This is a genomic window from Giesbergeria anulus, assembly GCF_900111115.1.
In the GTDB taxonomy this organism is placed as follows: domain Bacteria; phylum Pseudomonadota; class Gammaproteobacteria; order Burkholderiales; family Burkholderiaceae_C; genus Simplicispira; species Simplicispira anulus.
In genome coordinates this window covers 78,179-93,838 of sequence record NZ_FOGD01000005.1, presented here as the reverse complement: position 1 = coordinate 93,838, position 15,660 = coordinate 78,179, and the positions used below count along the sequence as shown (strand labels likewise).

At 59.8% G+C, this 15,660-nt stretch carries 15 protein-coding genes; 11 read left to right on the top strand and 4 right to left on the bottom strand.

The features are described from left to right. The first annotated feature begins 24 nt into the window (after positions 1-24). The 4 genes from BMX55_RS09545 (at position 25) to pyk (ending at position 4,151) form a co-directional block, all read left to right on the top strand. Positions 25-1,221 (top strand): phosphoglycerate kinase, encoded by a 1,197-nt coding sequence (locus BMX55_RS09545; RefSeq protein WP_091456546.1) that lies wholly within the window; start codon positions 25-27, stop codon positions 1,219-1,221. A gap of 138 nt (positions 1,222-1,359) precedes the next feature. Further along, entirely contained in the window at positions 1,360-2,046 is a 687-nt protein-coding gene (locus BMX55_RS09540; protein WP_091456795.1) for a hypothetical protein, read from the top strand. Beyond that, a complete protein-coding gene (locus BMX55_RS09535) occupies positions 2,043-2,609 on the top strand; it encodes a FlgO family outer membrane protein (protein ID WP_091456543.1) in 567 nt (188 codons plus the stop codon). The genes BMX55_RS09540 and BMX55_RS09535 overlap by 4 nt, the downstream gene beginning before the upstream one ends. Positions 2,610-2,717: 108 nt before the next feature. After that, on the top strand, positions 2,718-4,151 hold the full coding sequence (pyk, locus tag BMX55_RS09530; RefSeq protein WP_091456540.1) for a pyruvate kinase: 1,434 nt from the start codon (positions 2,718-2,720) through the stop codon (positions 4,149-4,151). Here pyk and BMX55_RS09525 read toward each other — a convergent pair whose 3' ends face one another. After that, positions 4,152-4,856, bottom strand: a complete 705-nt coding sequence (locus BMX55_RS09525) for a phosphatase PAP2 family protein (RefSeq protein WP_091456537.1) — start codon at positions 4,854-4,856, stop codon at positions 4,152-4,154. It lies immediately after the preceding gene. Between the two features lie 83 nt (positions 4,857-4,939). Between BMX55_RS09525 and BMX55_RS09520 the strand changes: the two genes are divergently transcribed. The 5 genes from BMX55_RS09520 to BMX55_RS09500 all read left to right on the top strand — a co-directional run bounded on the left by BMX55_RS09520 (position 4,940) and on the right by BMX55_RS09500 (position 9,645). Then, positions 4,940-5,620, top strand: a complete 681-nt coding sequence (locus BMX55_RS09520) for a response regulator (protein WP_091456533.1) — start codon at positions 4,940-4,942, stop codon at positions 5,618-5,620. Beyond that, positions 5,617-6,984, top strand: a complete 1,368-nt coding sequence (locus BMX55_RS09515) for a histidine kinase dimerization/phospho-acceptor domain-containing protein (RefSeq protein ID WP_091456531.1) — start codon at positions 5,617-5,619, stop codon at positions 6,982-6,984. Before BMX55_RS09520 ends, BMX55_RS09515 begins: the two co-directional genes overlap by 4 nt. A 92-nt stretch (positions 6,985-7,076) precedes the next feature. Beyond that, positions 7,077-8,141, top strand: coding sequence for a class II fructose-bisphosphate aldolase (gene fba, locus BMX55_RS09510; protein ID WP_091456528.1), 1,065 nt, complete (start codon positions 7,077-7,079; stop codon positions 8,139-8,141). Further along, the gene (locus BMX55_RS09505) at positions 8,141-8,878 is read left to right on the top strand and encodes a hypothetical protein (RefSeq protein ID WP_091456524.1); all 738 of its coding nucleotides are present in this window, start codon (positions 8,141-8,143) and stop codon (positions 8,876-8,878) included. The genes fba and BMX55_RS09505 overlap by 1 nt, the downstream gene beginning before the upstream one ends. An 11-nt stretch (positions 8,879-8,889) precedes the next feature. After that, a complete protein-coding gene (locus BMX55_RS09500; RefSeq protein ID WP_091456521.1) occupies positions 8,890-9,645 on the top strand; it encodes a 5'-methylthioadenosine/adenosylhomocysteine nucleosidase in 756 nt (251 codons plus the stop codon). Positions 9,646-9,662: 17 nt separating this feature from the next. On the opposite strand, the gene BMX55_RS09495 is transcribed toward BMX55_RS09500, so the two are convergent. The 3 genes from BMX55_RS09495 to BMX55_RS09485 form a co-directional block, all read right to left on the bottom strand. Next, the gene (locus tag BMX55_RS09495) at positions 9,663-10,604 is read right to left on the bottom strand and encodes an AEC family transporter (RefSeq protein ID WP_091456518.1); all 942 of its coding nucleotides are present in this window, start codon (positions 10,602-10,604) and stop codon (positions 9,663-9,665) included. Positions 10,605-10,679: 75 nt separating this feature from the next. Continuing rightward, positions 10,680-12,914 (bottom strand): Ig-like domain-containing domain, encoded by a 2,235-nt coding sequence (locus BMX55_RS09490; protein WP_091456514.1) that lies wholly within the window; start codon positions 12,912-12,914, stop codon positions 10,680-10,682. A gap of 74 nt (positions 12,915-12,988) precedes the next feature. Beyond that, positions 12,989-13,606, bottom strand: coding sequence for a glutathione S-transferase N-terminal domain-containing protein (locus BMX55_RS09485; protein ID WP_091456792.1), 618 nt, complete (start codon positions 13,604-13,606; stop codon positions 12,989-12,991). A 106-nt stretch (positions 13,607-13,712) separates the two neighbouring features. Here BMX55_RS09485 and purB point away from each other — a divergent pair, with 106 nt between their 5' ends. Both purB and BMX55_RS09475 read left to right on the top strand, forming a co-directional pair. Further along, positions 13,713-15,092, top strand: coding sequence for an adenylosuccinate lyase (gene purB / locus BMX55_RS09480; RefSeq protein ID WP_091456510.1), 1,380 nt, complete (start codon positions 13,713-13,715; stop codon positions 15,090-15,092). Positions 15,093-15,099: 7 nt separating this feature from the next. Then, positions 15,100-15,660, top strand: a complete 561-nt coding sequence (locus tag BMX55_RS09475; RefSeq protein ID WP_091456507.1) for a YaeQ family protein — start codon at positions 15,100-15,102, stop codon at positions 15,658-15,660.

Sequence of the window (15,660 nt, the reverse complement as noted above, 5' to 3'; positions counted from 1 at the left end):
ATTCTTCTCGCTTACCGTCCCGTTATGAACATTCTTCGCTTTTCCGACCTGTGTGCCCAAGGCAAAGTCCGTGGTCAACGTGTGTTTATCCGTGCTGATCTGAACGTGCCACAAGACGACACGGGCCGCATCACCGAAGACACCCGCATCCGTGCCTCGGTGCCCTGCATCCAGCAGGCGCTAGATGCCGGTGCTGCGGTGATGGTCACTAGCCATCTGGGCCGCCCTACCGAAGGGGCCTTCAAGCCTGAAGACTCGCTGGCTCCAGTGGCCGCACGCCTGTCTGAATTGTTGGGCCGCGAAGTGCCGCTGGTGTCTGATTGGGTCGATGGCGTGCAGGTGCAGCCCGGCCAAGTGGTGCTGCTCGAAAACTGCCGCCTCAATGTGGGCGAAAAGAAAAACAAAGAAGCACTGGCGCGCAAGATGGCCGCCCTGTGCGACATCTTTGTGAACGATGCTTTTGGCACTGCCCACCGCGCCGAAGGCACCACCTACGGCATTGCCCAGTTTGCCCCCATCGCCTGTGCTGGCCCGCTGCTGTCGGCAGAAATTGACGCCCTGACCAAAGCCTTGGCCCAACCCCAACGCCCGCTGGCCGCCATTGTGGCGGGCAGCAAGGTCAGTACCAAACTCACCATTTTGCAAAGTTTGGCCGACAAGGTCGATCAGTTGATCGTCGGTGGCGGCATTGCCAACACCTTTATGCTGGCCGCTGGCCTGCCGATTGGCAAAAGTCTGGCCGAGCCAGATTTGGTTGAGCAGGCCCGTATCGTGATGGAGGCCATGAAGGCCCGTGGTGCCGACGTGCCGGTGCCCACCGATGTGGTGGTAGCCAAGACCTTTGCTGCCGATGCGCCCGCCACCGTCAAGGCGGCCACCGATGTGGCCGAAGACGACCTGATTTTGGACATTGGCCCCGAAACAGCCGCCAAGCTGGCGGCGCAGCTCAAGGCAGCGGGCACCATCGTTTGGAATGGCCCGGTGGGCGTGTTTGAGTTTGATGCCTTTGCCAACGGCACCCAGACCATTGCCCAAGCCATTGCCGAATCGCCTGCCTTTAGCATTGCCGGTGGCGGTGACACCTTGGCGGCCATTGCCAAGTACGGCATTGAGCAGCAAGTGGGCTATATCTCTACCGGCGGCGGTGCCTTTTTAGAGGTGCTCGAAGGCAAGTTGCTGCCCGCTTTTGACATCTTGCAGCAGCGCGCAGTGCAGGCTTGAGCCATCTGGGTGGAGCACGGTGGTGGCAAAAACAACATTTTTCTTGTTTTTCCCAGCCTACACACCCAGAATCGTTTTTTCATCAGGTCGGTGCCGGGCGTTGTACGCCTCGCACCCGCCTATCAGCAGGAGGGAATCATGGTATTTGCAAGAGCAATCGGCGCGGCCTTGGTAGCGGGTGCTGTGGCTGCGTTGGTGGGGTGCGCCGCGAAATCGCCGATCCCTCTGGCAGAAAATTTTGAACTCACAGTACAGCCCAAGGTGCGCTCTGCGGGGCATTGGGATTTATTGTCGCGCGATGTGGTCGCGCAAACCTTGGGCTCGTTAGAGCGCTTGGGCATGCCACCGGCTACGCCACTGTATGTTTCGGCCCCAGCCCAAGCCAGTGCCTTTGATTTGGCATTTCGCGACTTTTTGATTACCGAGCTGGTGCAAAGTGGTGCTGCCGTGATGCAAGCGCCGGGGCCTGCCTTGGAGGTGAGCTACCACACCCAAGTGGTGCGTCACAACAGTGATCGGCCCCACTTTATTCCGGGCCAGTTTACGATGTTGGCTGGAGGCTTGATGGCCGCCTACGGTCTACGCTATGAGCACATTGATGCCCAATTGCTGGCGGGCTTGGGCTTGACTGGGGTGGCTGACTATGCAGCCAGTATCAACTCAGGTGGCCCCACCCATACCGAAATGATTCTGACCACTACCGTCGCCAAAGGCGGACAGTTTCTGGTGCGTAAAACCGATGTCTATTACCTCGAAAACGTCGATACCCCGCTGTTTATGCGCCCGTCTTACCGTAACATCAACATGAAGGTGGTGGCCCAATGAAGCTCTCTTGCCTTCCTTCCCTTGTGGCGCTGGCCGCAGCCTCGGTGCTGCTAACCGGGTGTTGGAACAGCACGGTGCCCGTGCGCGTAGGCCCAACCTACGAAGAGGCTGCTGCCAGCCAGTTTTTGGACAGCAACCGTGATGCCGTGGCCAAACTCACGGCTGGTTTTGACCTCAGCAGCCTTGGCCAAGGGCCGGTGTTGGTGGCTACCGTGGTCAACGTTAATGATTTGAGCCGCTCGGCTCCGCTGGGGCGTACGCTGTCGGAGCAGTACGCTTCGCACATGGCGGCCACGGGCTTTAACGTCAAAGAGATCAAGCTGCGCGGCGACGTGTTTGTGCGTGAAGGCGCTGGCGAATTGCTGCTCTCACGCGAGATCAAAGACATTGCCCGCAGCCACAACGCCTCGCTGGTGCTGGTGGGTACCTACTCGGCAGCGGCCAACTTTACCTATATCAGCCTCAAGCTGGTGCGTACCGAAGACAGCCGCATCATCCGGGGCCACGATTACGCCCTGCCCAATGACCGCGATGTGCAGCGCCTGCTGCAAGTGCCGCGCTGACCTGCCACGGCACCGCTCCTGTGCATCAGCAGGGGCAGGCATGATTTTCTTGCAGGCCGTCTGAAGACGGCCTTTTTTTTATCCCTTTGTTCAGAGAGTGCTCTTACTATGTTGCGCCGTGCCACCAAAATCGTAGCCACCCTTGGCCCAGCCTCTAGCGATATTGACATGCTAGAAGCCATGATCATTGCCGGGGTGAATGTTGTGCGGCTGAACTTCAGCCACGGCAAGGCCCAAGACCACATTGACCGCGCTGCCGCCGTGCGCGAAGCGGCCCGCCGTGCCGGGCGCGAGGTAGCCATCATGGCCGACCTGCAAGGCCCCAAAATCCGTGTTGGCAAGTTTGCCGAAGGCAAGGTAGAGCTGGTGCCGGGGGCCAGTTTTGTGCTCGATGCCTCGCGCACTGAATTGGGCGATATTGGCGGCGTCGGTCTCGATTACAAAGAGCTGCCGCGCGATGTTAAACCCGGCGATCTGTTGCTGCTCAACGATGGCCTGATTGTGCTCACGGTGGATGCTGTGCGTGGTGAGCAAGTCCACACCACTGTGCATTTGGGTGGCGAGTTGTCAAACAACAAGGGCATCAACAAAAAGGGCGGCGGCTTGACGGCTCCCGCTCTGACCGCCAAAGACATGGATGACATCAAAACCGCGATGTCTTTCCAAGCCGATTATGTGGCCGTGAGCTTTCCGAAAAATGCCACCGACATGGAAATGGCGCGCCAACTGTGCCATGTGGCTGCTGCCGGGCTGAACCACCGCCCCAGCCTGATTGCCAAGATTGAGCGCGCCGAGGCCATCCCCCGGCTGGAAGAAATTTTGCGCGCCAGCGATGGCATTATGGTGGCGCGGGGTGATCTGGCCGTGGAGGTGGGCAATGCTGTCGTGCCTGCGCTGCAAAAGAAGATGATCCGCATGGCGCGTGACATGGACAAGGTGGTGATTACCGCCACGCAAATGATGGAAAGCATGATTACCAACCCGGTGCCTACCCGTGCCGAGGTCAGTGACGTGGCCAATGCGGTGCTCGATGGCACCGATGCCGTGATGCTCAGTGCCGAGACTGCTGCCGGGCGATTTCCGCTGCAAACGGTGCAAGAAATGGCTACCATCTGCACTGCTGCCGAGGCGGCAGAAGATGTGCAATTGGACGCCGATTTTTCTCGGCGTACCTTCTCTAGCATTGACCAATCCATCGCGATGGGGGCTTTGTTCACGGCGCACCACTTGGGCGCTAAAGCCATTGTCGCCATGACCGATAGCGGCTCCACTGCGCTGTGGATGAGCCGCCACCGCATCCATATCCCGATTTATGCGCTCACACCCAAAGTGGCTACGCAGCGGCGCATGGCGCTGTTTCGCAATGTTAGCCCCTTGCTCATGGACACCAGCGCTGACCGCGACACCGCTTTGGTGCAGGCCGAGCGCAGCCTGAAAGAGCGCGGCATTGTGCAAAGCGGTGACGTTTATGCCATCACCTGTGGCGAGCCGATGGGCGCACCGGGCGGCACCAATATGCTCAAAATCTGCCGGGTGGCCTGATCAGGCTGTGGCCCGCTGCGGCAGTTGGCGGGCCACCAAATCGCACAACCAAGCGGCACACCAGCACAGCCAGCCTGTCCAAAGGGTGTGGCTCATAAAGTGGGCACCACGCACCTGCTGTGCCAAGCCCAGCGCCAGCCCCGCGCTGATGGCTGCCAGCAGCCACCAGCGGGCTGCTAGCGGCTGGCTGTGGCGCAGGGCAAAAAAGCCCCCCACAAAAGCAAACCCGGCGCTGGCATGGCCTGCTGGAAAACAGCGTCCTGAGCCACCATCCAAAACTCCCAAGGCCCAGTGCGAGACATAGCGGGCCACACCGCCAAACTCTTGCAAATCCCAAGGGCAACTGCTGGTGCTGCCGTACTTGAGCACATTGATTACCACCAGCCCCGCCAGTGCGCTGATGACCAGTTGCACACGCTGGCGGCTGTGCAAACTGCGCAATACGCCAAAAGGCCACCAGATGCCAATGGTCAGCGCCAGCAGCACCAACCAAGCCAAGCGACGTGCACCTTCGTGCATCACTTGCAGGAACAACCAGTGGTCGCGCAGGGCAAAGCCGTTGCTGCTGCCAAAGGCTTGCGCCAGCCAGAGGTCTTGGCCTGCTGCATCCCAGAGCAACAGACACAGCAGCGCCGTGAGGGTCATCATGGCCAATGGGCGGGTATCGGAGCGCGGCAGTGCGTGCGCTAAGGCAGAGGGTTGCATGGTGATGAAGAATAAGCGGTGCCACTTAACCGGCTCTTAATCTGTGGTCGACGGGTTCAGGCCAGCACAGCGACAATCGGGCCATGCGAATTTTGGTAGTTGAAGACGATACGGGCATTGCCCAAGGCCTGCGCAGTAACCTGCGCCAGCGCGGCTATGCTGTGGATGTGTGCGATGGCGTTGCGGCGGCTTGGGCCGCTTTGCGCGCCGAGCCTTTTGATGCTGTCCTGCTCGATTTGGGCCTGAGCGATGGTGATGGCAGCATCCTGCTGCAACGCTTGCGTGCCAACCAAAGCACCCTGCCCGATGCAGGCACCCCAGTGCTCATCATGACGGCGCGTGACGCCGTGCAAGAGCGTATTGCGGGCCTCGACCAAGGCGCTGATGATTACCTGAGCAAACCCTTTGACATGGATGAGCTAGAGGCACGCCTGCGCGCCCTGCTGCGCCGGGCCGCTGGCCGCGCCCAGCCTTTGGTGCGCCACGGTGCCATTGAACTGAACCCAGCCACCCGCATTGTGCAACTGCATGGGCAAAAGGTAGAACTCTCGCCGCGCGAATTTGCGGTGCTGCGCCTGCTGATGGAGTCACCGGGGCGGGTGCTATCGCGGCGTCAATTAGAAGAGCACCTGTATGACTGGGATTCGGTGGTCGATAGCAACGCCATTGAAGTCTATATCCACCACCTGCGGCGCAAACTGGGCAGCCAGTGCATCCAGACTATGCGTGGCGTGGGCTACTTTATGCCACAGGAGCCGCTGTGAGCAGCCAGCGCTCCCTGAACCAGCGCTTGCTGCTGTGGAGTTTAGGGGCGCTGGTGCTGGTGTGGGGCTGCTTTGTGGCACTGGCCTACCGCACGGGTGTGCATGAGGCCGATGAGCTGACCGATGGCCAGTTGGCTACCGTCTCGGCGCTGCTGCTGGACGTAAGCGCGCAGGTGCCCTCCGGGGCCATACCTGGGTCGCGGGCGCAGATCGGTGCCTTGGCTGCATTACCCCACAAAAACCACGATTACCAGCAGTCCTTGAGCGCAGTGCAGTGGGATGCTGCTGGCCAAGTGCTTTGGCAGGTGGGCGAGGCCCCTGTGCCCGCTTTTGTGCTGGAGGAGGGCTATGCCAATCTGGTACTGGGGCCAGCGGCGCAACATTGGCGCAGTTTTTCCCACTGGGACGAGGCACGAGCGCACAAAATCATGGTGATGGTGCGGCTAGATGACCGAGACCGGCTGGCCCACGATATTGCCGGGCAGATGGTAGAACCAGCGCTGTGGTTGCTGCCGGTGGTGGCGCTGGCGCTGGGGCTGGCTATTGGCCGTGGCCTGCGCCCGCTGCACCAGTTATCACAAGAGTTGGCGCAATTGGATGTACAAGGGGCCAAGCGCCTAGAGCAACACCACGACTGGCAGGAGTTTGATACCGTGGTGGACTCCATCAATACCTTGTTAGCTCGCCAGCAAGTAGCCTTGGCGCGAGAGCGCCAGTTGGCTAATGACATTGCCCACGAATTGCGCACCCCCTTGGCGGCCATTGTGTTGCAGGCCCAAGCCTTGGGCGGTGGTTTGCCTGTACCGGCCCAAGCCCAAGCGTTGGAGCTGATCCGTACCGATGCGTTGCGCGCTGGTCATGTTTTGCAGCAGTTGCTGGCGTTGGCGCGCACCAGCCGGGGCCAATGGCATGGCAGCGCCAGCCCGGTGGATGTGGCCGCCTTGGCACGCACGGTGGCCGCCGACTATGCCCAAGCTGCGTGGCAGCGCCAAGACAGCTTGGCTGTGCAGGGGCCAGAGCAACTGCTGGTGTCTGGCCATGCCGTGCTGCTAGAGATGGCACTGCGCAACTTGATCGAAAATGCCCTGCGCCACACGCCCCCCACCACCCAGATCGAAGTGCAATGCGGCCAAGCGATGGATGCACACGCTGGCCCATGGTTACAAGTGTGTGATGACGGCGCGCGTGGGCTGGCGGCCAAGGCCGCGCCTATGGGTGCCAAGCCCGCAGACAGCCTGCACCTAGGCCAAGAAATTATTGCCCGCGTGGCCCAAGTGCATGGTGCCCGCTTTGGCATCGCTGCCGCGCCAGCACCTTTCACTACCTGCTACCGGCTGGATTTTCCGGTATCGGCCAAAGCCTAGGCCCGCTAAAATCAACAGTTACCCAGCAGTGACACCCGCTGCTGCGCCCGGCCCCTACGGCCCCTCTTTTCTCCTCCAAACGGACTACGACCATGCCCCTCGTCTCGATGCGCGAACTGCTCGACCATGCTGCTGAAAACTGCTATGGCATCCCCGCTTTCAACGTCAACAACCTGGAGCAGGTACAAGCGGTGATGGCCGCCGCCGACGAAGTGGGTGCTCCGGTCATCTTGCAAGCCAGCGCTGGTGCGCGCAAATACGCTGGTGAAGCCTTCATCAAGCACCTGATCCAAGCCGCCGCTGAGATGTACCCGCACATTCCGCTGGTGATGCACCAAGACCACGGCACGTCCCCTGCCATCTGCCAAGGCGCACTGGATTTGGGTTTTGGCTCGGTGATGATGGACGGCTCTTTGCGCGAAGACGGCAAAACGCCCGCCAATTTTGACTACAACGTGGAAGTGACACGCAAAGTCGTTGAGATGGCGCACAAAATTGGCGCTACCGTCGAGGGCGAACTGGGCTGCCTAGGCTCGCTCGAAACCGGCGAAGCCGGTGAAGAAGACGGCGTGGGCGCAGTGGGCAAGCTTGACCACAGCCAAATGCTGACCGACCCTGAAGAAGCCGCTGCCTTTGTCAAGGCCACGCAGTTGGATGCTTTGGCTATTGCCATCGGCACCAGCCATGGCGCTTACAAGTTCACGCGCAAGCCCACAGGCGATATTTTGGCCATCAGCCGTGTGCAAGCCATCAATGCCCGCATTCCCAACACCCATCTGGTGATGCACGGCTCTTCTAGCGTGCCGCAAGACCTGCTGGCGATCATCAACCAGTACGGCGGCAAGATGAAAGAAACCTACGGCGTGCCCGTGGAAGAAATCCAAAAAGCCATCCAATTTGGTGTGCGCAAGATCAACATCGACACCGACATTCGCTTGGCCATGACCGGCGCGGTGCGTAAGTTTATGGCCGAAAACCCCGACAAGTTTGACGCCCGCGAGTGGCTCAAGCCTGCCCGTGAAGCCGCCAAGCAAATCTGCAAGCAACGCTACATCGAGTTTGGTTGCGAAGGCCAAGGTGCCAAGGTCAAGGGCCACAACCTGCAAGTGATGGCTGCCCGCTACGCTGCTGGCGAGCTGGCCCAGGTGGTTAACTGATGTCAGCCCCAGCCAGCCGCGCCGGTGGCTGGCGTGTGGTGGTGGCGCTGGCGCTGCCCCTCGCTTTAGCCGCTTGCGCGCCCCTGCAACCCGATCAAATCGGTTATGCCGTGGGCGATATGCAACTGGCCCTGCCTGCGGGGGATTGGCAAGATTTGGGGGCCTCAGAGCAAAGCTGGCCCCTGCTGCCCGAACTGGGTGCCACCCTGCCGCTGCAAACCCGCACCTTCGCCCTGCGCCGGGGGGATGCTTGGCAGGCGGTGTTGTGGCTGCAAAGCACCCACCACCGCAGTGCTCCGGCGCTCGACCCCACACTCTGGACGGACACCTGCACACGCCAGCCCGATGTGTGGGTGCAAGACGCTGCCGACGCCAGCCCGATACGCATCGACTGCCTGCGTTTTAAACGCGGTGCCAACCGCAGCGACTACTGGATGGCCCAAAACCATCCAGCATTGCAACAGTGGTTGCAGGCACAGCAGCCCGGATTGCCCCAGCCCTACGCCCACATCAGCTACCGCTATGCCACGGCGGGTGGCGCTTATTGGCAAGTGACGGCTTTGGTGGATGAGCGCTTGCTGTTGCCCAACCGGGGCAACAATGCCGACTATTTGCGCTCTGGTGAGCTGGGCCGTGCTTGGGCTAATCAATTGCGCACGGCTGTGCGCCAAGCAGCCGCCAGAGTAGACCAGCGGCTGGTGTTTCCGATGTTTCCCGTAGCCATCACCACGGATTAACCCCCTACCGCATGACCATCGCCATTTTGAGTGCCTTGCCGCAAGAGCAGGCGGGCCTGCACCACAGCCTAGAGCAGCCGGTTTGCATCCGCCATGCGGGCCGCCAGTTTTGGCAGGGGTGTTTGCATGGGCAGCCGGTGGTGCTGGCGTTATCGGGCATTGGCAAGGTGGCGGCAGCCACCACCGCCACCGCCCTGATTGAGCGCTTTGCCGCCACGCGTATCGTTTTTACTGGTGTAGCCGGTGGCCTTGGCTTAGGGGTGCAGGTGGGTGATGTGGTGATAGCGCAAGACTATGTGCAGCACGATATGGATGCCACGCCACTGTTTGCCCGCTGGCAGGTGCCCGGCTATGGCGGCGTGCGCTTGCCCTGCGATCCGGCCTTATCGGCGTTGTTGTCTGCGGCGGCGCAATCTTGCGTGGCCCAAGTGGGCACCTCTTTGGAGGCAGAATGGATTGCGCCCACCGGTGGGCCGCGTCTGCACTACGGTTTGATGGCCAGTGGCGACCAGTTTGTTACCAGCGCGCAGGCGTCCACAGCCCTGCGGGCCAGCTTGCTGGCTGCGGGCCACGAGGTGCTGGCCGTGGAGATGGAGGGTGCTGCCGTAGCCCAAGTGTGTATCGACTATGGGGTGCCGTTTGCTGCCGTGCGCGCTATCTCTGACCGTGCCGATGACCAAGCGGTGGTGGATTTTCCGCGCTTTATCCGCACCGTGGCCAGCCGCTATGCCGACCATATCGTGCGGGGCTTGCTGCAAGCCATGTAAACACGTTCTTACTGGTTTTACATCTGTTGCATCAACCACGGTGCAAGTGCTAGCCAACTGTTCAAGCTGATGAACGACAGCACCGTAGCCACCACCAGCGCCGCCGAACAAAACCCCGCCAAACCATAGCGTTGTGCCAAGGCGGGCAACAACACCGGAATCGGCATGCAGGCAAAAACCAAGGCTGCCATCTGCAAGCGTGGGTCAAAACCGGGCAACAAGGCCATCATCAGTAGCACCGCCACTGGGTGCAGCAACAACTTGCCAGCGGCCAGCACGCCCAAATCTCGCCCCGCACCGCGCAAAGGCTGGCCGACCAACATACCGCCAATCATGAACAGTGCTACCGGCGCAGCCGCGCTACTGAGCAGCGTCAGGGTTTTTTGCACCGGTAGCGCCAAAACCCAACCACTGGCCGACCACGCCAGCCCGGCAGCAATCGCCAAAAATACTGGGCTTTTGAATAAAGAGCGTAGCGATTGCACCAAAGATTGCTGCCAGCGCAGCTCCTCACCGGCATCGGCCATCGCCATGGTTAAGGGAATGATGACAGCCACCTCGGTCAGCAGGCACAACGGTAAGGCAATGTCCGCCGCTGGCCCTAGCAGCGGCTGGGCAATTGGGTAACCGACAAACACACTGTTAGACGCCGCCATCGCCTGCCCATAGAGCGCACTGCGGCTGCGCCCGTGGCGGCAATACCAGCGCGCATAGGCAAAGCCCCCCAGCCATGCCAGCAAAGAGCCTGAGACATACGCCGCCAAGTAGCCGGGGTTGAGCACCTCGTCGAGCCGGTATTGTGAAATGGCCCGAAAAATCAGGCAAGGCAGGCTGATGCGCAGCAAGAACAGCCCCAACACCCCCATTTGCTCACGGTTAAATAACCCTGCACGTACACAGCCAAACCCCAAGGTGATGATCAGGTAGATGGGGGTAGTAAGGGCCAGAATTTGCAACATGGCGGCAAGCGTAGCAGGCCTGTATGGCCCGCTACACCAGCCAATAACAGCAAGAGCGCCCGCAGGCCAGCGCCGCTATGCTGTGCCGCCTGCGCCGCTGCCGTCGGTTCCCACCAAGGTCACTTCTGCCGCCAAGGTGCCGATGAGCAAGGATTTGGCAAGTAAGGAATTGCCCGCCAAGTCTTTGAACGTGCCTGTAGGCAGGCCTAAAGAATAGGAAGTAGCGCTGGCTAAGTCTGCGCTGGGGTTGATGGTCAGGGTGTTGCCTGCTATCGTCAACCGGGGGCTGGTGGCAACATTGAAGGTTTCTACCACCGCACCCGCTGCCGTCTTGAGGCTCAAGGTGCCCGCGCCTCGTGCAATGGCCTCGCTAAAGGCAACACTGATATTGGCATCACGGGCAATAGTGGCTACACCATCGGGGGTGCCAAATTTTGTGACCACTGGAGCTACGGTATCGCTGGCAGTGCGGAAATCGTACAAGCTATTGCCCTTATAGGCATTGCCTGCTGTGTCTTGCAACACCGTGGTGGGAAGTACCAGATAGTACTGCGTGTTGTAGCCCAAATCAGCCGTTGGGTTGATGGTGACGGTATTGCCCGCGATGGTGATGCGCTCGCTGCTGGTGGCATCAAAGGTTTCTATTACTACTCCGGCAGCCGTTTTGAGCGTGATGGTGCCAGTGCCTCGGCCCATAGCCTCGTTGAAGGTCAGTACGACATTGGCACTGGGGGCTACATTGCCAGCGCCATCGGTCGGGCTCCATTGTGTGACCAGAGGGGCTACTGTGTCGCGCAGCGTAGTGAAGTCGTACTCGCTGGTACCCAAGTGGCTGTTGCCCACCTTATCCTTGAGCGAGCCGACATCGAGCGCCAAAAAGTAGTTGGTGCCGTAGGCCAAATCGGCGGTGGGGTTGACTGTTAAGGTGTTGCCCACTAAAGACAGCAGCTTGCTGGTAGCGGCATCAAAGGTTTCGACCACAGCCCCAGCGGCAGTTTTGAGGGTGAGTTTGCCGCTCCCCCGAACAATGGGTTCATCAAAAGTAAGGACGATATTGGCATTGCGCGCCACATTGATCGCTGCATCGGTAGGGCTAAACTTGGTGACTACTGGCCCGGTGGTGTCGGGCAGGGTTTTGAAGTCATATTGGCTGGTGCCCGCATAACTGTTGCCCGCCAAGTCTTTGACGTTGCCCGCCCCAAACACCAAGTAGTACGAGGTGTCGTAGGGCAAAGGCAGCGTCGGATCAACGGTCAGGGTGTCGCCGCTCAGGCGCAGGCGGGGGCTGGTTGCCGCATTAAAGGTCTCTATCACCGTACCAGCAGCCGTTTTGAGGATGACGGTGCCTGTGCCGCGCGCAATGGCCTCGCTGAACGTCAGGGTGATGTTGGCATCAGGGGCCGCGTTGGCTGCACCATCGGCAGGGCTCCATGTGACCACGGTGGGTGGCACATTTTCTAGGACAGTCTTGAACAAATACGGCCCACTACTGGCATACCGGTTGAAGGCTAGGTCTTGAAAGCTGCCCGACTCCAGCGCAAAGTAATACGACGTGCCGTGGAGCAGCGCTACGCTTGGATCAATGGTCACAGTGCTGCCCGCTACAGTAATGCGGTCGCTGCCAGCAACGTCGAAGGTCTCTACCACCACCCCGGCCGCCGTTTTGAGGGTCAGGGTTCCGGTGCCACGCAGCACTGGCTCACTGAAGTTCAGGGTGATGTTGCTCTCTAGCGCAGCTCCCGCGGCGCTGGGGGCAGGGCCGAATTTTGTAATGGTGGGTGCCTTGGTGTCAACGGCGCTGCCACCAGACAACCCTGCAAGCAGGCTTGCCAATGAGACGGGCACGCCGCTTACCGTGGTGCTGTTGCCTGCTGCCCCTGCCCCTGTAGAGGTTGCAGGGCCAGCACCCGTTTTGATGCCGTATTGGTAACTGCCCATCGAACTGTTGCCCGACAAATCTTGCACTACCCCCGGATTGATACTCAGGTAATAGTAGCTGTTGGGCAACAGGTCTCGGGTGGGCGCAACGCTCAGGGTGTTACCGTTGACCGTCACTTGCCCACTGCTGGCTACATTGAAGGTTTCAATGGTGATACCGCCCCAACCTTTCAGGGTCACCAGCCCTTGGCCCTTGGTGATGGCTTCATTAAAGGTGATGGTGAAGCCGGTGTTGGTGGCGGCAAGATTGGGCGTGCCTAACGATGGCGCAAATTGGGATAGAGCCGGAGGGCGCGTATCGAGCATTAGAGCGGCTGATGCTGTATACCGAACGGTTGGATAGTCCGCATTGCGCGGGTCGAAATCTGCCATGGCGTCACTCCCCTTGATGCGTGGATCACTGGCGTGACCAGCGCCTCTCTTTATACGCCATTGGTTGGCAATTGTCAGTCTATCGGCTGCGTCTCAGCAAAACTGGGGCGCTGCATCAACTTGTCATGCAAACGCGCCAAGTGGGGGTATTGCCCACGCCAATCGAGTTCTGGAAAGCGAAACGCCAGCCAACCCAGCGCACAGCCCACGGCGATGTCGGCCAAACCAGAGTGGATGCCGCCGTAATATGGCTTCTCGCCTAGCCCCTTGGCCAGGGTATACAGACTGGCATTGACCTTGCCCATTTGGCGCTCAATCCATGCTGGGCTGCGCTGGGACTGGCTTCGGCCCACAAAGGTGTTTTCTAGGCGTACCAAAATGGCTGCATCGAGCATGCCATCAGCCAAGGCCTCCCAGGTTTTGATTTCAGCGCGTTCGCGCCCGGTGCTGGGGATGAGCTTGCCCACCGGCGAGAGCGCATCCAAATACTCCACAATCACGCGCGAATCAAAAATGGTGTCGCCACCCTCCATTACCAAGCAAGGCACCTTGCCCAGTGGGTTGATGGCAGCGATATTGCTATCGGATGCCCAGACGTTCTCCGGTACGAAGGTGTAGTCGAGCCTTTTTTCGGCCATCACCACGCGCACTTTGCGCACGTAGGGGCTGGTGGTCGATCCGATCAGTTTCATCTTCATGGGTATTGGGGCAGAACGCGCTGGCATAGCAAAAGCAAGATTGTCCATTCTATCGACGCTGTGCCCATCGTGTGGCCACAGCGCCCTACAATCTGGTTCCATGAGCCTCTCGACCCTTACCGCCCTGTCGCCATTGGATGGCCGTTACGCCGCCAAACTCTCCACCCTGCGCCCCATCATGAGCGAATACGGCTACATGCACCGCCGTGTGCAAGTGGAAGTGGCTTGGTTTATCGCGCTGTCTGATGCGGGCTTTGATGAGTTCAAGCCCCTCACGCCCGGTGCGCGCTCGTACCTGATCAATCTAGTCAAAAACTTCTCGGAAGCCGATTGCGCCGCCATCAAAGACTTTGAAAAAACTACCAACCACGACGTCAAGGCGGTGGAATACTGGATCAAGTCCAAGTTTGAAGCCCGCCCAGAGCTAGAAAAAGCGGCAGAATTTGTCCACTTTGCCTGCACCAGCGAAGACATCAACAACACCAGCCATGCCCTGCAAATCCGCTCTGGCCGCGACCAAGTAGTGCAGCCGGGGCTAGATCGCATTGTGCTCAAGCTGCGCGAAATGGCGCTGCTTTACGCTGATGTGCCTATGCTCAGTCGCACCCACGGCCAAACGGCCAGCCCCACCACCGTGGGCAAAGAGCTGGCCAACGTGGTGGCACGCCTGCAAATTGCCGTCGATCGTATTGCCAACGTCAAAATTTTGGGCAAGATGAACGGTGCGGTGGGCAACTACAACGCCCACTTGTCGGCTTGGCCCGATTTTGACTGGGAAGCCTTTAGCAAGAAGGTCATTGAAACCCCTGAGCCACTGGGCTTGGGCCTGACCTTCCAGCCCTATAGCATCCAAATTGAGCCGCACGACTACATGGCCGAGCTGTTTGATGCCGTGGCACGTGCCAACACCATCCTCATCGACCTGTCGCGCGACATTTGGGGCTACGTGAGCTTGGGCTACTTTAAGCAGCGCCTCAAAGCGGGTGAGATTGGCTCCTCCACCATGCCGCACAAGGTCAACCCGATTGACTTTGAAAACGCTGAAGGCAACTTCGGCTTGGCCAATGCGCTGTTGCGCCACTTGTCAGAAAAGTTGCCTATTAGCCGCTGGCAGCGCGATCTGACCGATAGCACCGTGCTGCGCAATATTGGCGTAGCGTTGGGTTATGCCGCTTTGGCCTATACCTCGCTGCTCACGGGCCTGAACAAGCTCGAACTCAACGAAGAGCGCTTGCAGCAAGACCTGGATGGTGCTTGGGAAGTGCTGGCCGAACCCATCCAAACGGTGATGCGCCGCTATGGTGTGCAAGGCGCTTACGAAAAGCTCAAAGAAGTGACGCGCGGCAAAACCGTGACCGCAGAGGCCCTGCATGGCCTGATCCAAGGGCTAGAGATTCCGCAAGCGGACAAAGACCGCCTGCTCGCCATGACGCCTGCCAGCTATGTGGGCAAGGCGGCTGAACTGGCGCGGCGCATCTAAAGCGGATATGGCCCTCAAGTCCACCATTTTTAAGGCGAATTTGCAAATCGCCGATATTGACCACGGCTACTACGCCGACCATGCCCTGACGTTGGCGCGTCACCCCAGCGAGACCGACGAGCGCATGATGGTGCGCTTGGTGGCGCTGGCCCTGCACGCCCACGAATTGCAAGACACCTGCAACGGCGACGGCACCTTGGCCTTTGGCGCGGGTCTGTCTGACCCCGACGACCCAGACGCCTCCCTCACCGACTTTACGGGCCGCAAACGCCTGTGGATCGAAGTGGGCCAACCCGAAGACAAACCCCTGACCAAAGCGTGCAGCAAGGCCGATGCGGTGGTGGTGTATGCCTTTCACCATGCCGCCGATGTCTGGTGGAAGGGCATTGAGACCAAACTGTCGCGGCTAGAAAAGTTGCAGGTCTGGCGCATTGATTTTGAGGCTGCGCAAGAGCTGGCTCGGCTGGCCGAGCGCAGTATGCAGTTGCAAGCCACGATCCAAGAAGGCTCGATTACCTTGAGCAGCAACTTGGGCAGTGTGCCTCTGGAGCCGTTGCGCTGGAAGTGA